General features: G+C 75.0%; 15 protein-coding genes. 9 read left to right on the top strand and 6 right to left on the bottom strand.

Annotated features, from left to right (window positions below; translation table 11 throughout):
* Positions 1-18: 18 nt before the first annotated feature.
* Positions 19-615 carry a biotin transporter BioY gene (locus QSK22_RS10215; RefSeq protein WP_285493815.1) on the bottom strand — a complete coding sequence of 199 codons (597 nt, stop codon included), beginning with the start codon at positions 613-615 and terminating at the stop codon, positions 19-21.
* Positions 616-799: 184 nt separating this feature from the next.
* Positions 800-1540: a spermine/spermidine synthase domain-containing protein gene (locus QSK22_RS10220; RefSeq protein ID WP_285493816.1), complete on the bottom strand. Its 741-nt coding sequence runs from the start codon at positions 1538-1540 to the stop codon at positions 800-802.
* Between the two features lie 355 nt (positions 1541-1895).
* Between QSK22_RS10220 and QSK22_RS10225 the strand changes: the two genes are divergently transcribed.
* The 3 genes from QSK22_RS10225 (at position 1896) to QSK22_RS10235 (ending at position 5135) form a co-directional block, all read left to right on the top strand.
* Positions 1896-2468 carry a hypothetical protein gene (locus QSK22_RS10225; protein ID WP_285493817.1) on the top strand — a complete coding sequence of 191 codons (573 nt, stop codon included), beginning with the start codon at positions 1896-1898 and terminating at the stop codon, positions 2466-2468.
* A gap of 287 nt (positions 2469-2755) precedes the next feature.
* On the top strand, positions 2756-3511 hold the full coding sequence (locus tag QSK22_RS10230) for a carbonic anhydrase (protein ID WP_285493818.1): 756 nt from the start codon (positions 2756-2758) through the stop codon (positions 3509-3511).
* 10 nt (positions 3512-3521) lie between these two features.
* Positions 3522-5135 carry a SulP family inorganic anion transporter gene (locus QSK22_RS10235; protein ID WP_285493819.1) on the top strand — a complete coding sequence of 538 codons (1614 nt, stop codon included), beginning with the start codon at positions 3522-3524 and terminating at the stop codon, positions 5133-5135.
* A 76-nt stretch (positions 5136-5211) separates the two neighbouring features.
* On the opposite strand, the gene QSK22_RS10240 is transcribed toward QSK22_RS10235, so the two are convergent.
* Positions 5212-7266, bottom strand: a complete 2055-nt coding sequence (locus QSK22_RS10240) for an intein-containing Rv2578c family radical SAM protein (RefSeq protein ID WP_285493820.1) — start codon at positions 7264-7266, stop codon at positions 5212-5214.
* A gap of 197 nt (positions 7267-7463) precedes the next feature.
* Between QSK22_RS10240 and QSK22_RS10245 the strand changes: the two genes are divergently transcribed.
* Together QSK22_RS10245 and QSK22_RS10250 are read left to right on the top strand one after the other, a co-directional pair.
* Positions 7464-9104: a glycoside hydrolase family 10-like protein gene (locus QSK22_RS10245; RefSeq protein WP_285493821.1), complete on the top strand. Its 1641-nt coding sequence runs from the start codon at positions 7464-7466 to the stop codon at positions 9102-9104.
* Between the two features lie 58 nt (positions 9105-9162).
* The gene (locus QSK22_RS10250; RefSeq protein WP_285493822.1) at positions 9163-9378 is read left to right on the top strand and encodes a DUF3040 domain-containing protein; all 216 of its coding nucleotides are present in this window, start codon (positions 9163-9165) and stop codon (positions 9376-9378) included.
* 410 nt (positions 9379-9788) lie between these two features.
* On the opposite strand, the gene QSK22_RS10255 is transcribed toward QSK22_RS10250, so the two are convergent.
* On the bottom strand, positions 9789-12509 hold the full coding sequence (locus QSK22_RS10255) for a hypothetical protein (protein ID WP_285493823.1): 2721 nt from the start codon (positions 12507-12509) through the stop codon (positions 9789-9791).
* Positions 12510-12655: 146 nt separating this feature from the next.
* Here QSK22_RS10255 and QSK22_RS10260 point away from each other — a divergent pair, with 146 nt between their 5' ends.
* Positions 12656-13723 carry an EamA family transporter gene (locus QSK22_RS10260; protein ID WP_285493824.1) on the top strand — a complete coding sequence of 356 codons (1068 nt, stop codon included), beginning with the start codon at positions 12656-12658 and terminating at the stop codon, positions 13721-13723.
* A gap of 22 nt (positions 13724-13745) precedes the next feature.
* Here QSK22_RS10260 and QSK22_RS10265 read toward each other — a convergent pair whose 3' ends face one another.
* Together QSK22_RS10265 and QSK22_RS10270 are read right to left on the bottom strand one after the other, a co-directional pair.
* The gene (locus QSK22_RS10265; RefSeq protein ID WP_285493825.1) at positions 13746-14516 is read right to left on the bottom strand and encodes an ABC transporter permease; all 771 of its coding nucleotides are present in this window, start codon (positions 14514-14516) and stop codon (positions 13746-13748) included.
* Between the two features lie 85 nt (positions 14517-14601).
* Positions 14602-15618 carry an ATP-binding cassette domain-containing protein gene (locus tag QSK22_RS10270; RefSeq protein WP_285493826.1) on the bottom strand — a complete coding sequence of 339 codons (1017 nt, stop codon included), beginning with the start codon at positions 15616-15618 and terminating at the stop codon, positions 14602-14604.
* A gap of 102 nt (positions 15619-15720) precedes the next feature.
* Between QSK22_RS10270 and QSK22_RS10275 the strand changes: the two genes are divergently transcribed.
* From QSK22_RS10275 to QSK22_RS10285, 3 genes are read left to right on the top strand one after another with little or no spacing between them, the layout of a single operon-like run.
* The gene (locus QSK22_RS10275; RefSeq protein WP_285493827.1) at positions 15721-16518 is read left to right on the top strand and encodes a TetR/AcrR family transcriptional regulator; all 798 of its coding nucleotides are present in this window, start codon (positions 15721-15723) and stop codon (positions 16516-16518) included.
* Positions 16519-16557: 39 nt separating this feature from the next.
* A complete protein-coding gene (locus tag QSK22_RS10280; protein WP_285493828.1) occupies positions 16558-17895 on the top strand; it encodes a vWA domain-containing protein in 1338 nt (445 codons plus the stop codon).
* Positions 17892-18935: an ARPP-1 family domain-containing protein gene (locus tag QSK22_RS10285; protein WP_285493829.1), complete on the top strand. Its 1044-nt coding sequence runs from the start codon at positions 17892-17894 to the stop codon at positions 18933-18935. Before QSK22_RS10280 ends, QSK22_RS10285 begins: the two co-directional genes overlap by 4 nt.
* Positions 18936-19269 lie beyond the last annotated feature (334 nt).

Below are 19269 nucleotides of genomic sequence, written 5' to 3' on the forward strand. Positions count from 1 at the left end.
CGGCAGACAGGGGAGCGGTCAGGCGGCGCCGTCGCGGCGGGTGCCCACCAGCCGCCATGCCGCCGGCAGCAGCCCCGCCGCCAGCAGCACCTTCAGCGCGTCCCCGACCAGGAACGGCGTGACGCCCAGCTCCAGGGCCCGGCCCAGGTCCACGCCCAGCGCGGCCATCAGGTACGGCACGCCCGCCGCGTACATGATCGCGGTGCCGACCAGCATGGTGCCGACCGTGCGGACCGGGGTGCGGTCGCCGCCCCGCTCGGCCAGCCGGCCCACCGCGGCCGCCGCCACCACGAACCCCAGCACGTAGCCCAGCGACGGCGACCCGGTCCCCGAGGCGCCCTCGGCGAACCACGGCACCCCGGCCAGCCCCGCCGCCAGGTACACCGCCATCCCCAGCGCCGCGCGCCCCCAGCCCAGCGCCGCACCGGCCAGCAGTACGGCGAACGTCTGCCCGCTGACCGGCACCGGCGTCCCCGGGATCGGCACGGCGACCTGGGCGGCGACTCCGACCAGCGCGGCCGAGCCGACCACCAGCGCGGCGTCGCGTGCCAGCGCACCGGGCAGCAGATCACCCAGGACGGCCGCACGCCGCCGGGCCACATGAGCGGTAGCCACAGAACCTCCCTCGCTTAACGACAGCCCGAAACTAGCGAACCGGGCACGAGGCGGAGGATCCGGCATCCCTACAGAATCCGGCCCCGGTTTCTTGTCGCCTCCGCACTACGCCGCCCGCCGTGCCATCCGCCGTGCCACATGCGGCGCCGCCTGCGGGCCGCCTCCGATCCCGGGGCTGCGCCGGTCAGGCGCCGGCGGCGTCCCGCAGGCCGCGCGCGAGGTAGACCACGTCGGGTTCACCGCGCGGCACCGGCACCCGCCGCACCCGCACCTCGGCGAACCGCCCCCGCAGCAGCTCCTCGAACGCCGGAGCCGCGGCCGCGCTCCACACCGCCAGCACCCCGCGCCGCGACATCCGCGCGGCCACCAGATCCAGCCCCGCCGCCCCGTACAGGCGCGCGTTGGAGGCGGTGACCGTCCAGTCCGGCCCGTTGTCGATGTCCAGGCACACCGCGTCGAACACCCCGCCGCCCGCCCCGCCGTCGGTGGCGTCACCCGCCGCGCCGGGCCCGCGGCCGGGGGAGCCGGCCAGCCACTCCAGCAGGTCGGCGCAGTGCACCCGCACCCGCGGATCCTCCAGCGCCCCCGCCGAGCAGTGACGCAGATGCGTGCGGTGCCAGGCGATGACCGCGGGCTCCTTCTCCACCACCGTCACCGCGGCCACCTGCGGCAGCGTCACCGCCTCGGCCAGGGAGAACCCCACGCCCAGCCCGCCCACCAGCACCCGCACCGGCGCCTTGAGGTCCGCCACCGCGGCGCGCACCAGCAGCCGCTCGGACCGCCCGTCCCGGGTGTCCATGAGGAAGACCCCGTTGCTGATGATCTCGTGGTGCTCTCCGCACCTGCGCAGCACCAGCTCGCCGTCCCCGCCCCGCGCGCGTTCGACGACGACGGGCCGCTCCTGCTCACGCGCCAACCCCGGCATGCCCCGAGCCTATAGGCGATCCACTGCACGTGATCTCCGGCGACCTGACCCGCCGGCCTGTATTCGCTGACTTCGCCGACACGCCCCGCACCGGCCGCGCCGCCGCGCCGACCCGGCGCCCGCCGGACCGCACGTGCGGCGTGACCTGCGTGTTGCGCCACGTCGGACCGCGACGGCCACCGGGAATCCGCAATGTGATCTTCGACATGTTTAACGCGGCGATAACCTTGCGGTGCCGAGGCTGCCTTATTGTAGCCATCAGATCACTGTTCGGAACCGGTCCGTGCGACCGGACGCACCATGCCGACATCCGGGGACCAAACCCCCCGGGGCCGACACGATGAGGGGGCCGGCGGTGACACTGGCGCGAACGCTCACGCGGGCGTCGGCCGTGCTGTCGTGCCTGCTGGCCGGGCTGGTGGTGCTCATCGCGGGACTGTCCCCGCACGCCACCGCCTCCGCGCACCCCGACGCCCACGCCCGCGCCGACACCGCCCACGCCGCCCCGCGCGCGATCGGCACCCTCGCGGACGGCACGCGGCCCCACGGACGCGCCACCGCATCCACCGCGGTATCCGCCGCAGTATCCAACGCAATGTCCACCGCGGTATCCGCCGCGGTCCACGACACCCCCCGCACCGCCGCACCCGGCAACGCCGCCATCGGCGCCGATCGGGCCGACGCGGGGCAGTCCTGCCGGAACCACGAACCCGTCCAGGTCCCGCTGCACGTCTCCCATCTGAGACTGCGCGGCATCGCCACCGACAACCGGCCGCTGCACGGCCCCGACTATGTCCTGGCACCCCACCTGGACGGCACCCTCACACCCACCGACCACCGGCCGCACGGCTTCGACGCCCGGCCCCGCTGCCTGACCCGCAGAACAGCCGCGCAGACCTCCGCGCTGCTGCAGGTGTTCCGCTGCTGACAAGACCCTCCACCGGCACCCGACCGCCGGGGGCGTCTCCGCCCGCCACGCGGCGGTGACACCGCCCGTCGCCGTCGGCACCCCCACCCGCCGGCACCCGCGACCGGGCACCGCCCGCGCGGCGCGGCCCGCCGTGCACCGGCGACCCGGCACACGACGCGCACCAAGGTGAGCGCCGCCGGCCGGCGCCGCGGCACGCGCACCATCCCACACCGCCGACCCCGACCGACCGTTGCTCCATCGATCGCGCACGCCCGCAGACGGCGGCGCCCTTGGAGGGATCCAGCATGCACTCACTGATCGAACACGCCCGCGCCTTCCCCGCCCGCGCCGACGCCGACGGCTGGCAACTGGCGCCCCTGGCCGCCGGCCAGTCCCCGCAGGTGCTGTTCATCTCCTGCTCGGACTCGCGGGTCATCCCGTCGCTGATCTGCCGCGCCCTGCCCGGCGAACTGTTCGAACTGCGCACCGCCGGCAACATCGTCCCCGCCTACAGCCTGGACCGGCCCAGCGGCGAGGCCGCCACCATCGAATTCGCCGTCCAGGTCCTGCGGGTCAACGACATCGTGGTGTGCGGGCACTCCCACTGCGGCGCCGTCGGAGCCCTGGTCCGCGGCGACGACCTGACCACCGTGCCGGCCCTGGCCCGCTGGCTCGCCGACACCACCGCCCACCACACCGCCAGCGAAAACACCGGCCGACCGGACACCGACAGCCAGAACACCGACAGACCCGACACCGACAGAGCGGACACCGGCCGCCGCGCACCCGGCATCCCGCAGCAGACAGCCCACGAGACAACCGCCGAAACAACTGCCGAAACAACCGCCGAAACAGCCGACGCAACAGCCGACGATGAGACCGCCCTCACCGCCGCCGTGCAACGCCACGTCCTCACCCAACTGGACCGCCTGCGCGGCTACCCCGCCGTCCGCACACGCCTCGCCGACGGCACCCTCACCCTGCACGGCTGGTACTACCAGGTCCACACCGGAACCGTGTACGCCCACCGCCCCTGCGACGACACCTTCACGCCCCTGTAAAGGACGAACAGTGACCGGCAAGCGCAACGTGACCCCCGGCACCCGCGCCGACACCCAAGCCGGTGCCCATGACAACACCGCCGCGACCGCCGCCCCCACCGGCCGCGGCACCCGACAGCACCGCGGCGGCGGGCGACGCGCAGTCCCCGCCGCCGTGCTGCGCCACGACCTGCCCGCCTCCCTGGTGGTGTTCCTGGTCGCCGTTCCGCTGTGCGTCGGTATCGCCGTCGCCTCCGGCGTCCCCGCCGAACTCGGCCTGATCACCGGCATCGTCGGCGGCCTGGTCGCCGGCCCGCTGCCCGGCAGCAGCCTGCAGGTCTCCGGCCCCGCCGCCGGACTCACCGTCCTGGTGAACGAGGCCGTCCAGCAGTTAGGGCTGCGCGCCCTCGGCGTGCTCGTGCTGGCCGCCGGGCTGCTGCAGATCCTGCTGGGCGCCCTGCGCCTGGGCCGCTGGTTCCGCGCCACCTCCATCGCCGTCGTCGAGGGCATGCTCGCCGGCATCGGCCTGACCCTCATCGCCGGACAGCTGTACGCGATGGCCGGCACCCCCGCCCCCGACTCCGGCCCCGCCAAGATCGCCGGACTGCCGAGGCTGGCCGCCGACGCCCTCACCACACCCGGCGTGCCCGCCGCGCTCGGCGTCGGCGCCGGCACCATCGCCGTCCTGGCCTGCTGGCACCGGCTGCCCGGCCCCGTGCGCGCCGTGCCCGGACCGCTGGCGGCCGTCGCGCTGGCCACCGCCGCCGCGGCCGCGTTCGACCTGCCGGTCGACCGGCTGCACGTGCAGGGACTGGCCGAGGCGATCCAGCCGCCCGGCCCGACCGAGCTGGCCCTGCTGGCCGACGTGACCGTGCTGGGCACCGTCGCGGCGTTCACGCTGATCTGCTCGGCCGAAAGCCTGTTCAGCGCCGCCGCCGTCGACCGCATGCACGACGGCCCCCGCACCGGCTACGACCGGGAACTGGTCGCCCAGGGAACCGGCAACGCCGTGTGCGGCGCGCTGGGCGCCCTGCCGATGACCGCGGTGATCGTGCGCAGCGCCGCCAACGTCCAGGCCGGAGCCCGCACCAAGGCCTCCCGCGTCCTGCACGGCGTGTGGCTGCTGGTGTTCGCCGCCGCCTTCCCCGCCGTCCTGCAGGCCATCCCCCTGGCCGCGCTGGCCGGGGTGCTGGTGCACGCCGGCTGGAAGCTCATCCCGCTGGCGCAGTTGCCAAGGCTGTGGCGCGAGCACCGCGGCGAAGCGGTCATCCTGGCCTGCACCGCCGCCGCCGTGATCGCCCTCAACCTGTTCGAGGGCGTGCTGCTGGGACTGCTGCTGGCCGTGCTCAAAACCGCGTGGGAGACCTCCCACGTGCACCTGGACGTCGACGACGCCGGCACCGGCCCCATCCGCGTCCGCCTCACCGGCAACGCGACCTTCCTGCGGCTGCCGAAGCTGCTCGACACCCTCGAGAGCCTGCCGCGCGACCGGCGGATCGAACTGCACCTGTCGGGCCTGCGGCACCTGGACCACGCCTGCCGCACCGCCCTGCTGAACTGGGCCGAGACCGGCCGCGGCACCGCGGACGCCGCGTCCGGAACGCGCGGCGGCGTGGAACTGGTCGGCGCCTGCCCCGACCGATGATCCCCCCGCGCCCCGGCCGCAGCCCCCGGGGGGCATTCGCCCATAAAGGCATGCCCCCCGGGGCTGCGGCCCCTGGTCACAGCAGGGACAGCTGCTGCGGACCGCCGGGCGGCGGCGCGCCGGCGGTGCGGGGCCCGGGCGGGGCCTGGCCGCGGTGCCCGGAGGAACGGCGGTCGATGCCGTACTTGACCGCCAACTCCCGCACCCGCTGCGCAATCCGCTGCTGGAACTCGCGCGGCGCGTACGCGCCGCCCCGATACAGCCGCGCATACGGCACCACCAGGTCGGGGCGGTGCTCCCGCAGCCACGCCAGATACCACTCGCGCGCCCCCGGCCGCAGATGCAGCGTGATAGCCGTCACCGACGTGGCGCCCGCCTCGGCGATCCGGCGCACCGTCTCCTCCAACTGCGCGGGGGAGTCGCTCAGATACGGCAGCACCGGCCCCATCACCACCCCGCAGCGCACGCCCGCGTCGTTGAGCGCCGCGCACACCTCCAACCGCTTGTCCGGCGCGGGAGTGCCCGGCTCCACCAGCCGCCACAGCTCCCGGTCCACCGACCCCACCGACACCGCCGTACCGACCTCGGTGCGCCGGGCCGCCTCCACCAGCAACGGCACATCCCGCAGGATCAGCGACCCCTTGGTCAGGATGGAGAACGGGTTGGCGGCGTCCCGCAGCGCCTCCAGGATCGGCGGCATCAGCCGGTAGCGGCCCTCGGCGCGCTGGTAGCAGTCGACGTTGGCGCCCAACGCGATGTGCTCGCCCCGCCACCGCGGCGAGGCCAGCTCACGGCGCACCAGCTCGCCCGCGTTCACCTTCACCACGACCTTGAAGTCGAAGTCGGCGCCCGCGTCCAAGTCCAAAAACTCGTGCGAACGGCGCGCGAAACAGTTGTGCGACACCACCCCGTCGGCGATGAAGTCCCCCGTGCCGGTGGTGATGTCGTACAGCGGCGCCTGCAGGCTGAGCGGCTCGACCGACACCACCTCCAGCGACGCATCCCCCGCCACCGCCGCGCCCTCGAGCGGCCACCTGCGCGCGGCCGCCGGGCCGACCGCGTGCAGGAACCGCAGCCGCTCCCGCACCCCGCCGGTCAGGCGCACACCGCACGGCGCCGCCCCGGCGCCGGCGTCGACGGTGAAGGCGAACCCCAGCTCGGCCAGCGCGTCTTGGAGCCTGCCGGACAGCTGCGCGTCGGCGACCGCGATCCGCGACACCGCGTGACCGCCGTCGGCGCCGGTGTCGAACAACCCGGCGAGCAGACCCGTCCGCCACGCCCGCGACGGCCGGCGCGGACACCGGGCCAGCCGCTGCACGGCGGCCACCGCCACCGCACCGCCGACACCGACCCCCTCACCGCCGACCTGCTCACCGCCGCGCTCCGCCGGCCCACGCGGAACCCGCTCGCAGGGGACACCGAAATGCTCCAGGTAGCGGCGCACCCTGGCGAGCACCTCGGCATCGCCGGAGGGCAGGCGCACACCGCGCGGGCCGGTGAGCCCGTGACCGTGCAGCACCGCGTACAGGTAGCCGCGGCGGTAGTCGTCGTCGACCTTCGGCGGCGCGGCGAAACGTCCGGTGCCGACCAGGACGTCGCCCGGCACCAGGTGCGGACGCCGCCTGCCCCCGGACTCGCCCCCGGACTCGCCGCCGGTGACGTGCCTCCAGCCGCGGCCGGTCAGGAACCGGTGGTCGCCGCTGGCGACGAGCCGGGTGCCGTCCCGCAGCGTGACCCGGTGGGCGGGCTTGACCGTCTGCCAGTGGTCGAGGACCTGCGTCACCACGTAACGGCGGTGGCTCCCCACACGGCGCGTGCCGTAGACGCGGTCACCGACGCGCACCTGGCGAAGGGGCTTGGTGCGGCCGTCGGCCATCAGGATCGGGGTGTCACCGGAACAGCAGTAGACGCACGCGTGCGAGCAGCCGCGGTAGGGGTTGATGGTCCAGTGGAACGGCATGCGCGAGGCGGCCGGCACGCGGTTGATGATCGAACGGGCCTGCACCTCGTAGAAGGTCATGCCGCGGAAACCGGGCGTGTCGAACGTGCGGGCGACCGCGCGGCGTTCGATCAGCGGCGCCGCCGGGCCGGGCTCCGCACCGTCGTCGAGCCGCAGATTGTCCCAGCGCATCGGCCCCACACCCCCGTTCCAGCGAACACCCGGACGATAGAACAAGCGTTCGAATTCTGCAACCCTGCGTGACCGCCCGCCGACGGCACCCGCACCGCGCGGAGGGGCGAACGGGGGAGATTCCGGACGTCCAGGCATCACACGCGCATCGGCGTTTGGCGCCGAGCACGGCAACAGGTGCGTAACAATGGCTCGTCATGGTCTGGACGAACAAGGGGACGCCGGGTGCCGTCGCGCGGGCGCTGACCGCGGGCGCACTGGCCACGGGAACGCTGACCGCGTCCGCCGGGTGCGTGCCGGCACTGGGCGGCGCCGACGAACGCAAGGCCGGCGACAGAGCGCCCGGCGTCGCGGCCGCCGAATGCCCCGACGTGCCGCCGCCCGACGCATCCACCGGACGCCGGCTGCGCGGCATGTGGATCGCCACCGTCGGCAACATCGACTGGCCCAAGGACGGCCGCCGCGCCGCCGACCAGCAGAAGGCCGACTACCGCAAGCTGCTCGACCACGCCCGCGCGATGAACCTCAACGCGGTGTTCGTGCAGATCCGCCCCAACTCCGACGCCTTCTACGACTCTCCCTACGAGCCGTGGTCGCAGTGGATCACCGGCACGCCCGGCAAGGACCCCGGCTACGACGTGCTGAAGTTCATGCTGGACGAGGCGCACGCCCGCGGCCTGGAATTCCACGCCTGGTTCAACCCCTACCGGGTCAGCCGCCAGGGCGACCTCGACAAGCTCGCCCCCGACAGCCCCGCCCGCCGCCACCCCGACTGGGTGCGCAAGTACGGCAAGGGCCTGTGGTACGACCCGGGCCTGCCCGAAGTGCGGGACCTGGTGGTCAAGGCCGTGATGGACGTGGTCCGCAAGTACGACATCGACGCGGTCCACTTCGACGACTACTTCTACCCCTACCCCGAGGCAGGTGCGGGGGAGTTCCCCGACCAGGCCACCTACAAGACCTACGGCAAGGGCATGGGCAAGGACGCCTGGCGCCGCCAGAACGTCGACACCCTCGTCAAGACCGTGTCCCAGCGCGTCCACCAGGCCAAGCCGTGGGTGCGTTTCGGCATCAGCCCGTTCGGGGTGTGGCGCAACGACAGCAGCGACCCCGCCGGGTCGCCCACCCGCGCGCTGCAGAGCTACGACGACATCCACGCCGACACCCGCAAATGGATCCGCGAGGGGTGGATCGACTACATCACACCCCAGCTGTACTGGACCATCGGCGACTCGCGCGCGGACTACGCCAAGCTGGTGGAGTGGTGGGCCCGCCAGGTGCAGGGCACCAAGGTGCAGCTGACGATCGGGCAGGCCGCCTACCGCGTCGGCAAGGACGCCGCCTGGCGCAGGGCCGACGAGCTGTCGCGGCACCTGAAGCTCAACGCCCGCTACCCGCAGGTGCGCGGCGACGTGTTCTTCAGCGCCTCGGACCTGGTGGCAAACCGCAACGGGTTCGCCACCCGGCTGCGCAACGACCACTACCGCACCCCCGCGCTGCCGCCCGTGGCGCCCGCGGCCGCCGACAAGAGCAAGGCCGGGGACGCGCCCGCCCCCGCCCACAGCGTGCGGGCCGAGGGCACCGACGGCGGTGTGCGGGTCACGTGGGGCGCCTCCGAGGACGCCGTCGGCTACGCGGTGTACCGGGTGGAGGGCGAGCGTCCCGGGTGCGCCCGCGTCACCTCCGGGGCGCTGCTGACGGCGGTGCGCGGCGGCGGCATCCTCGACCCGACCGCCAAGGCCGGCCGCACCTACACCTACTACGTCACGGCGCTGGACCGCATGCAGCGTGAGAGCGCTCCCGCACGGGGCGCGACGGTTACCGCCCGACGGGGATAATGATCTTGATGCCGGGGCAAGAACAAGGCACTTCTATCCGCCCCCGGAGGTATGTGGCATGGCGCTGTCGATGGAGGAGCAGCGGATCCTCGCCGAGATCGAGACCCGCCTCAGCGAGGACGACCCGCGGCTGGCCCATCGCCTGTCGAAAGCCGGCGCGAAGGTGGGCCGGGCGCGGCGGCGCCGCCGGATCCGCCTGGTCGCGGCCGCGGCGGTCGCGGTGCTCGCGGTGCTGACGGCGGTGGCCGCGGCGGTGCTCACCGCGGTCTCATAGCAGGACGGGTGTTGCGGCCGGTTCCGCCCCAGCAGGTTCCGCCCGTCACACCCGCCCTGCTATGGGAGGCCCCGGCGGGCGGCATGCCCGCCGGGGCCCGGACGTTCAGGCCGGTGTGGTGGTCGCCTCGCGGCGAAAGGCACAACGAGGCTCCTGCCCGAGCCGTAGGGCCCGGCGGTATTCCTCGAAGGCAAAGGGTAGAGCCCGGGGGACACATGCCACACCGACACCACCCACGATAACGGCACCGCAGGAGTGCTCACTCCCGCCGGGGTGCGCCGCACGGCGGCAAAGGGGCATGCGAGGCGCCGGGCACCCGCCCGGTCCGGGCGGCGTCCCGCCCTGTACACGGACGCGGCCTGAGAGCCGCCGCGTCCGCACCGCACGCGCGTCGGCCGCGCCCCGGAGGGTCAGTGCGACAGCTCGGCGGCCAGGCCCTCCAGGTCGGCCGCGGTCAACGTCAGCACGTCGGCGCTGTCGAGCGCCTGCGTGGCGTCGGCCCGGCCGAGGTGGCGGGTGACGGCGCGGTCCAGATAGGTCTCCACCAGCCGCGCCCCGGTCAGCCGCCCCCGGCCGCGCAGCCCGCCCAACTCGCGGTGCACGACCTCCCAGGCGTCCGGGCCCAGCCGCAGCCGCCGCTCCTCGGCCAGCAGCGCCAGCAGGCCCGCCCGCACCCGCGGGTCGCCCATGTCCGGCAGCCGCACCGCGCGCAGGTCGGCCATCAGCTCCGGCGCCGCCGCCGACAGCTCGGCCACCCGCGCCGGCTCGCACGTGGCCAAAAGCGTGGTGTCGCTGACGCCCTCCAGCCGCGCCTCGTACAGGCGCTCGGCGTAGGCGGCGCCCTGCGGATCGTCGAGGACCAGCGCGTCCAGGCCGTCCAGCAGCAGCGTGTGCCCGGCGTGCTCGTCCAGCACCCCGCGCAGCCCGGCGGGACCGCGGCCGCGGACCTCCTCGGCATGCACGCCGTGCACCTGCCCGCCGGCCGCGCCCACATCGGCGAGCGCGCGCGACACCATGCGCGCCAGCCGCCGCTGCCCGGTGGACGGCGCGCCGATCAGCAGCAGCGCCGGCATGGACGCGGTGGACACCTCCTGGCCGCGCAGCCGCTGCGCCCACTTGCCGCGGCGCCGCACCTCGGTCACGACGCGTTCGATGTCGTCGGCGCCGCACAGGAACCGGATGCCGTAGGCCTCGGCGATCTGCGGGCCGGACTCCAGCGACGGCGCGGGCGGCACCGGCGGCGGCGGTTCCGACACCGGTGCGGGCGGGGGAGGCAGCGGATCACGCGAGGTGGCCTCCGGGTCGGCCTGCGCGGCGTACGGCGCCGGGTCGAGCTGGGTGGCCTCCACCTCGGCGCCGCCCGCGCCCTGCTGCACGTCCCCGGCGGCGCTCGACGCGGCGTCCGGCCACACCGGCGCGGTCGGCGGCGCGGGCGGCACGCCCGGGGCCGCCGGGGGCACGGGGGCCGAGTGCACCTGCGGCGCCTCGGGCTGCGGTGGAGCCGCCGCACCCGACCCGCCCGGCGTGCTCGACCCGCCCGGCGTGCTCGACCCGCCCGGCGCGGCGGACGGCTCCCAGGCGCCCGGCGGCTCCGCCGCAGGCGGCTCGGCGGCAGGGGCGGGCGGCGGCTGCGGGGAGGGCGGCGGCTGCGGGGAGGGCGGCGCGACGGGCCGGTCGGCCGACTCCCCGGCGGCCTGCCGCTCGGCGGCCAGGTGCGCACGCGCCGCCTTGATGATGTCCCAGGCGCTCAGCTCGTCGGTGGACGGCGGCGAGTGCAGCGCCGGGCTGGTCAGCTCGGCCGCCACGGCCTGCGGCACCGCGAACCCGGTGGCCGGGGGCGGCACCTGCGCCAGACGGCACCAGGTCAGCCCGATGGTGTAGGTGGTGGCCAGCAGCCACGACAGCGCGTCGGCGTCGGTGCTGCGCAGCGCCTCGGGCAGGCGGCCGTCGCGCGGCCACAGCTGCCGCAGCGGGTTGGCCGGGTCGGTCAGCACCGCGTGCAGCGTGCGGGCGCTGTCGGGGTCCAGCCAGCGGCCCAGCGCGGGCACCGCATTGGGCGCGGCCTGCAGGTCGGCGGCCAGCAGCGCGATCCCGGCGCGGCGCACGTCGTCGTGCGGGCGGCCCCCCGTCGGCACCGGCGGACGCGCCCCCGTCAGCGCGGCCACCACCTGCTGCAGGTCGTACAGCGCCAGCCGCAGGTACTCGCCGGGCGCCGCGTCGCGCACCATGGGCGTGGAGAACTCGGCGGGGCAGCGGCGCCGCCACTCCTGCAGCATCGCCGCGGGCCCGTACCGGGCGGTGGCCATGTCCTGGTGCACCAGCCGCAGCGACGCGGCCGTCACCGCCGCCAGCGCGTCGGCGCCGGGCCGGAACCGCGCGTCGGCCTGCAGCCCCGCCGCCACCTCGTACATGACCCGCGCGATGTGCGCGGCGCCGGCGCCGTCGCCGGCCTGCAGCCGGTTGGTGTAGTACCCGGCCAGGGTGCCGAAGTCGGGCGGCATCATCCAGTGCAGCCGCTCGGCGGGCGTGGTCAGAAACGGGATGAACGACTCGATCAGCGGGTTCTCCGTCAGCACCACCGGGGCGCCCGCGCACCACAAAAGCGAACTCCAGGCCGCCACCACGGTGCTGGGGGTGCCGGGCTGGAACATGGGGTCCTGCTGGGCGAACTGCGCGGGGTTGACCGCCCACGCCGTGGTCAGCGCCTGCTGGATGCGGGCGACCACCGCGGTCTCCGGCGCAGCCCCGAGGAAGCCGAGCGAGGCGACGCGTCCGGCGGTCAGGTCGGGGCCGGTGGGGAACAGCTGCGGCGGCACCGGGGGAGCGCCGGCGCCGCGCGGCGCGGGCTGGGCGACGCGCCGTTCCGCCGGGTCGGCGGGGGGAGGGCAGGGGTGCCAGACGCCGTCCAGGCCGCAGCGGTACCAGCGCCCCCACGCGCCGAACAGCCACCACTCGCCCGAGCCCCACAGCATCCGCGCCACGACCTGCTCGGCGCGCTGCTGCGGCGGGGCCGTGCGCCACCAGGGCGAGGCGACCAGCTCCCGTACGTTGGCCTCCACCGCGGTGAAGAGGTCGCCGGCCGTTCCGCCCCCAGTTCCGCCGAGTCCCGACCCGGCCGCGTGCCAGTTCACCCCGCGAATAGTAGTCCTCCCCGATGACGCGCCCGGCGGTTCCGGTGAACGCCGCCCCGGCCGGGACGAGGCGGGCGAAACCCCGCATCGACGGTGTAAGGAGCGTTATGGCAGGATGCTCATGTCTTCGGAAGAGGGGGAGGACCATGCGGGACGCCGCGCGCACGCGCACCGTCGGGCTGGCGCTGGCGGTGCTGTCGTCGGTGTGCTTCGGCGCGTCCGGGCCGTTCGGCAAGGCCCTCATCCACGCCGGGCTCACCCCCTGGCAGGCGGTGTGGCTGCGCATCACCGGGGCGGCGCTGGTGCTGGTGCCGCTGGCGCTGCTGCTGCGTGGCCGCGGCGCGGTGCGCTCGGTGCGGCCCCACCTTGCGTACGTGGCCGGGTACGGGCTGACCGGGGTGGCCGGGGCGCAGGCGTTCTACTTCGTGGCCGCCTCGCGGCTGCCCGTCGGCGTGGCCATCCTGCTGGAGTTCTGCGGCCCGATCCTGGTGCTGGGCTGGACCCGGCTGGTGCGGCGCGCGCCGGTGCACCGCTCGGCCGCCGCCGGCGTCGCCGTCGCGATGGTCGGGCTGACCATGGTGGTGCAGGTGTGGGACGGCCTGCGGCTGGACTCGCTGGGCCTGGCCGCCGGGCTGGGCGCCGCCGCCTGCCAGGCCGGGTACTTCCTGCTCATCGACCGCCTCACCGGCCAGGTCGACCCGCTGGTGATGACCACGGCGGGCACGGTGGTCTCCGCGGCCGTGCTGGTCGTGCCCGCCGCGCCCTGGGCGCTTCCGTGGGACGTGCTGCCCGCCGCCGTGCCCGTCGGCGGCCACTCCGCCCCCGCCTGGCTGCTGGCCGCCTGGATCATCGTCGTCAGCACCGTGCTGGCCTACCTGACCGGCGTGGCCGCGGTGCAGCGGCTGTCGGCGCAGGTCGCCGGCGCCATCTGCTACACCGAGGCGGTGGCCGCCACCCTGCTGGCCTGGGCCGCGCTGGGCGAACGGCTCGCGCCGGTGCAGCTGGCGGGCGGCGCGATCGTGCTGGTCGGCGCGTTCCTCGCCCAGCGCGCCGCCGCCGACACCATGCCGGCTGACGCCGTGTCTCCCGGTCCCGTGCCCGCGGTCGGCGGCCCCGCCACCGCGAGCGCATCCGCCACCGCGGGCGGCCACGTCCCCGAAGGCGGCCCAGAAGACCCGGGGGACGCGGCCGCCGCGCACGCCCTCAGCCGCTGACCCCCGGGTCCGGGCGCCGGCGTCAGGCGTTCTCGCGCAGGAACCGCCGGGTGCCCAACGCCACCGACACCACCACCAGCACGGCCGTCACCGCCGCGCCCTCGGCGACGGTCACCGAGGCGTAGTCGCCGACGAACGCGGCGCGCACCGCGTCCACCACGTACCTGAACGGCGTGAAGTGCGACGCCACGTCCAGCCATCCCGGCGCCATGCTCATCGGCAGCAGCATCCCCGACAGCAGCATCAGCGGCAGCACCACCGCCCCCAGCAGCGGCGCGAATCCGTCCTCCCGCCGCGTCACCAGCGCCAGCAGGTACGACAGCGAGGCGACACCGACCGCCAGCAGCACCACCAGCGCCACGCCCACCGCCAGCCCGGCCGCCGGTGCGCGCAGCCCCATCGCCACCCCGGCGGCCAGCAGCAGCACCGCCTGCACGGCCAGCACCGTGGTGTCGCGCAGCACCAGGCCCAGCAGCAGCGCCACCCGGCTGACCGGTGTGACGCGCAGCCGGTCCACCACGCCCGCGCGCAGGTCGGCGATCAGACCGAACCCCACGTAGGCCGCGCTGAACAGCACCAGCTGCACCAGCACGCCCGGCACGAACACCTGCCAGGCGTCATGGTCGCCGAACCCGCGCACACCGCTCAGCCGCGTCAGCAGCGGACCGAACAGCAGCAGGTACAGCAGCGGCTGCAACACGCCGAACACCACGCCCACCTTGGAGCGCAGCGTCGTGCGCAGATGACGCGTGTACAGCAGGCGCGTTTCACGCGCGGTGCGTCGCACATCCACGGGAACTCCTCCTCGTCGGTGTCATGTCCATCGTCGTGTCCATCGTCGTGCCCGTCGGCGGGCTCATCTCCGGTGTCATGGGGTTTCAGGCGGCGGCGTCGCGCAGCGACCGGCCGGTGATGGTGAGGAACACGTCGTCGAGGGTGGGGCGCGCCATCCGCAGCGCCGTCAGCTCCACCCCCGCCGCGTCCAGCGCCCGCACCACCTGCGGCAGCGCCAGGTCGCCCTGGTCGACGGTCAGCCGCACCGACGAGCCGGTCACCACCGCCTCGCGCACCTGCGGCAGTTCCGCCAGCGCGGCACGCGCACGGACGACCCCGCCGACCTGCCCGTGCGGCCCTTCGCCCGCCTCGGCGGCGGTGGGTGCGCCGGGCCGGGCGGCGGGACGCGCGTCGGCCAGCTCCAGGGTCACCACGTCCCCGGAGACGCGGCGCTTGAGCTCGTCCGGCGTGCCCTCGGCCACGATCCGCCCGTGGTCGATGATGAGGATCCGGTCGCACAACGCGTCGGCCTCCTCCAGGTAGTGCGTGGTCAAGAACACCGTCGTGCCGTCCTCGTCGCGCATGCGGCGGATGTGCTCCCACAGGTTGCCGCGGCTGTGCGGGTCCAGGCCGGTGGTCGGCTCGTCCAGGAACACCAGCGGCGGCCGGTGCACCAGCCCCAGCGCGATGTCCAGGCGGCGGCGCTGCCCGCCCGACAGCGCCTGCGCCGGGCGGTCCAGCAGGCCCTCCAGCTCCAGCCGGGCGCACAGGTCGGCGATGCGCGCGGCGCGGTCGGGCACGCCGTACAGGCGGGCCTGCAGGTCCAGCTCCTCGCCGACCGGGACGGCCGGGGCGGCGCCGCCGCCCTGCGCCACATAGCCGATGCGGCGCCGCACGCCCGCCGCGTCGGTGCGCAGGTCGTGCCCGGCGACCGTGGCGGTGCCGGCGGTGGGCGCCAGCAGCGTGGTCAGCATCCGCAGCGTGGTGGTCTTGCCCGCGCCGTTGGGGCCCAGGAACCCCACGATCTCGCCGGGCGCCACGGACAGGTCGACGCCGCGCACCGCCTCCACGGTGCCGCGCCTGGTGGTGAAGGTGCGGGCCAGCCCGCTCGCCTCGATCACGTCGTCCTCCAGGATCGGATGAGGGGAAACGCCGGTAGAGTAACCACAATTTTGGAGTCGCACCAAGTTTTCGGCGACACCAGCGCGGCTAGAATCTCCGGCATGGCGGACGATCACGGGACCGGGGGAGGGGGCGCGCCCGACGCCGAACGCCGCGGCCTGCGCGAACGCAAGAAGCGCCAGACCAGGCGGCGCATCGCCGACATCGCCACCGGCCTGTTCCTGACGCGCGGCTACGACAACGTCACCATCGCCGACGTGGCCCGCGCCGCCGACGTGTCGGTCAACACCGTCTTCAACTACTTCGGCACCAAGGAAGACCTGTTCTTCGACCGGCAGGATGAGGTCATCGAGGACGCGGCGCGCGCGTTCGCCGACCGCGCCCCCGGCGAGTCGGCCGTCGCGGTGTTCCGCCGCAGGTTCCTGGAGGGCCTGGACCGCAACGCCTACCGGACCGGGTTCCACGAGGGCTCGGAGACCTGGGCCCGCACCGTCCGGGAGAGCCCCGCCCTGATCGCCAAGCAGCTGGAGATCGGCCATCGCGCCCAGCGCCGGCTGGCCGCCGCCTTCGCCGACGAGACCGACGCCGACCCCGACGACATCACCGCCCGCGCCGCCGCCGCGATGATCTTCGCCGTGCAGCAGACGCTCGTCGAGCAGATCCTGCAGCGCAAGATGGCCGGCCAGTCGCTGGAGGAGATGCGCCGCGACGTCTACGCCGCCGCCGAACGCGCCTACGACCTGCTGGAACGCGGCATCGGCGGCTACGCAACCAAACCCGCCGACCAGCCCGCCGCCCGGCCCGCCGACGAGGGCGGCACCCCGGCGCAGGCCCCGCCGCACGCGGCATCGCAGACATCCCGACCGCGGCCCGGCACCGGAAAATCGGTATCAAGCTGATCGTCGGCCTTCCTAAACTCCGTGGTTGCGGAGGCAATCATGGACACCCCCACACTCCTCACCCACCTGGAGACGCACGCCGTCCCGCTCACGCTGCCCCGAGGCGGCACCCTGCGCTGGGACGACGCCGACCTGCACAAGGCCGCCTACACCGCCGACCCCGAGGGCTACGCGCTGCTCGGCCTGGCCCCCGGCGTGCGGCCCTGGCAGCGCGCCCGCGTCCTGCTGCAGGTGCTGGCCGCCTCCCAGGCCGGACTCGACGACGCCACCCGCACCACCCTGGCCCGCCTCGCCCGCGTGCTCACCCTGGCGCTGCCGCCCGCCCACGTCATCACCGTGCTGCTGGGCCTGCGCCGCCTGCGCGCCAACCACAAGCACACCACCCGCGCCGCACTGCGGTTCGTCCTCGAGCACCCCGACGCCGACGCCCTCATCGCCGAACGCCGCCCCGCCCTGCGGGACTGCTTCGAACACGCCCTCGGCAAGGCCACCGCACGCGGCTGCGCCCGCCGCATCGCCGACGGCGACACCGGCTCGGACTACCTGCAGCGGCGGCTGCTGCGGTTCCTGACCGCACCCCACCATGCCCTCCGCCGCGTCCCCGCGCTGTACGCGGCGGACCCGCAGGCGAACCCGCAACAGCAGGCCGCCGCCCCCCGCGAACCCGTCCTCGCCGTCGAACGCACACCGCCCCACCCCGGCACCGTCACCGCCACCAACCGCGGCGACATCGCCGCCACCCTCGTCCACCTGTACCGGGGCGGCCCCGCCGAGGAGCTGTACGTCGCGCTCGACCGCTACCTGGCCGACGCCGTCGCCGGCTACCCCCGCTTCCCCGGCGCCGTCGGGCTCGTACTGGACGCCTCGGCGTCCATGCGCGGTTACGGCGAACGCCAGTGGGCGCTGATGTCGCAGGCCGCCGCGCTGCGCATGGTGCTGTCGCGCGTCTGCGACCGGTTGGAGGTCGTGGAGGTCGGCGGCGACGAACGCGTCCCGCGCGGCGCCACCGACCTGGCCACCGGGGTGCTGGACGCGCTGGCCGTCGGCCCCGACCTGGTCGCCGTGGTGTCCGACGGCTACGAGAACGTGTTCCCCGGCGACCTGGCCCGCGTCGCCGCCACCCTGCCGCACGCGGGCGTCACCACCCCCGTCCTGTTCTGCCACGCCATGTTCACCCGGACCGACGACCTGACCCTGCGCCGTCCCGCCCCCGCGCTGCCGCAACGCGGCTTCTGGCACCAGGACGACTTCGACGAACTGCTGCCGTGGATGTTCGGGCACTGCACCGCCGGCGAGCCGTGGCTGCGCGCCGCCCTGCACGCCCGCCTGGACGCCCTGGACCGGCAGGCCGCACAGATCGGAGGGATCGCCGCATGACGATCAGCGACACCCCCGGCGCCGCACCCGCCACGCTGGACACCCTCATGCCCGGCCCGCTCAGCCTGGCCGGGCACCGCCTGGGCACCCCGCAACGCGCCGGGGCGCTGACCATGGTCCCCATCTCCGGGCCCGCCTACCCCGGCATCGCCCCGCCCCGCCGCGCCCTCAAACTCGTGCGCGTCGACGGCTACGGCCGCGTCGAACTGCGCAACGGCGCCGCCGACGGCGTGGCGATCGTCCCGCTGCACATGGGCTACATCCAGGACGCCGCGCAGAACCACGCCCTGTGCCGCTCGGCGTTCATCGCCGCCGGGCAGACCCTGATGTTCGAGGACGCCGCCTGCGTCCAGGCCTCCCAGACCGGCTACCTCACCGGACGCGACCAGTGGTTCTTCATCCTGCCCGTCGAACTGCGCACCCGCGCCCTGCAGCGGCGCGGCGTGCACGACTTCTCCAAGCTGTGGCCCGACATCGCCGCCCTCAACCGCGGCTACGGCCTGCCGGGGCGCGGGCACCTGGAGCAGATCCTGTCGCGCAAACGCCCCGTGCTCACCCAGTTCCAAAGCCGCCTGGAACTGCAGCCCGGGCAGCTGGGCGCGCTGTTCTTCATCGACGGGCGCCTGGCCGGGCTGGAGCTGGCGCCCGACCCCGGCTACTTCGCCGACGTGTGGGCCGCGCTGGTCTGCTTCGCCTACGGCGTCGCCGCCTGGCACGCCGAACAGCGGCACGCCCAGACCCAGCCGCCCAGCGGGGCGCCTGCGGGGGCGGCTGCGGGGGCGCGGCCGTTCCCGGCCACCAGCCTGTCCGAACTGCGCGCCGCGCTCGACCGCGACCGCGCCGCCCGCATCGCGCAGATCGCCCAATGGCTGGCCGACGTCCCCACCGGCCCCGTCGAGTTCACCGAGGAGGAGCGCTACCTCGGCCTGCGGCTGTCCACGGTCACCGGCGACCACCTGTCCGGGCAGGTCGTCACCGACGGCGACCGCGCCGTGTACGCGTCCCTGTTCGCCCCCTGGCCCGTCGACACCCCCCGGTGACCCGGGGACGAGCCGAGCCCCCGGCACCGGCGGCGCCCAACGGCGTGTCGGGGGCCACGGCGTAAACCGGTTGCCTCGCGGCCCCGCGCCCACTTGAATGGCGGATGGGAACTGAGCCGGGCGCACCAGATGGACCCCAGATTCCAGGTCTGGCAAGGCAACCGTTTGAAGAACGGTCACAACTCTGGTGCACGCGCCGGCCGCCCGTCCCGCCTTCCCCCCGCCCTGCGCGCCCCTTCGGGCGCCGCGCGACCGCGGCCCGGGTGACGGCGACATGCTGACACGGCGGGCGAACATCGTGAACGTCTGCCGTTGACGGGCCCCGCACGGCTGT

The sequence above is a fragment of the Actinomadura sp. NBRC 104425 genome, from assembly GCF_030269545.1.
GTDB classification, from domain to species: domain Bacteria; phylum Actinomycetota; class Actinomycetes; order Streptosporangiales; family Streptosporangiaceae; genus Spirillospora; species Spirillospora keratinilytica.

Coding starts and splice junctions, on each gene's coding strand:
- QSK22_RS10245 (WP_285493821.1), top strand. CDS start 7,464: ATGGTCTGGACGAACAAGGGGACGCCGGGTGCCGTCGCGCGGGCGCTG.
- QSK22_RS10285 (WP_285493829.1), top strand. CDS start 17,892: ATGACGATCAGCGACACCCCCGGCGCCGCACCCGCCACGCTGGACACC.
- QSK22_RS10220 (WP_285493816.1), bottom strand. CDS start 1,540: ATGCCGGGGTTGGCGCGTGAGCAGGAGCGGCCCGTCGTCGTCGAACGC.
- QSK22_RS10275 (WP_285493827.1), top strand. CDS start 15,721: ATGGCGGACGATCACGGGACCGGGGGAGGGGGCGCGCCCGACGCCGAA.
- QSK22_RS10230 (WP_285493818.1), top strand. CDS start 2,756: ATGCACTCACTGATCGAACACGCCCGCGCCTTCCCCGCCCGCGCCGAC.
- QSK22_RS10280 (WP_285493828.1), top strand. CDS start 16,558: ATGGACACCCCCACACTCCTCACCCACCTGGAGACGCACGCCGTCCCG.
- QSK22_RS10260 (WP_285493824.1), top strand. CDS start 12,656: ATGCGGGACGCCGCGCGCACGCGCACCGTCGGGCTGGCGCTGGCGGTG.
- QSK22_RS10250 (WP_285493822.1), top strand. CDS start 9,163: ATGGCGCTGTCGATGGAGGAGCAGCGGATCCTCGCCGAGATCGAGACC.
- QSK22_RS10240 (WP_285493820.1), bottom strand. CDS start 7,266: ATGCGCTGGGACAATCTGCGGCTCGACGACGGTGCGGAGCCCGGCCCG.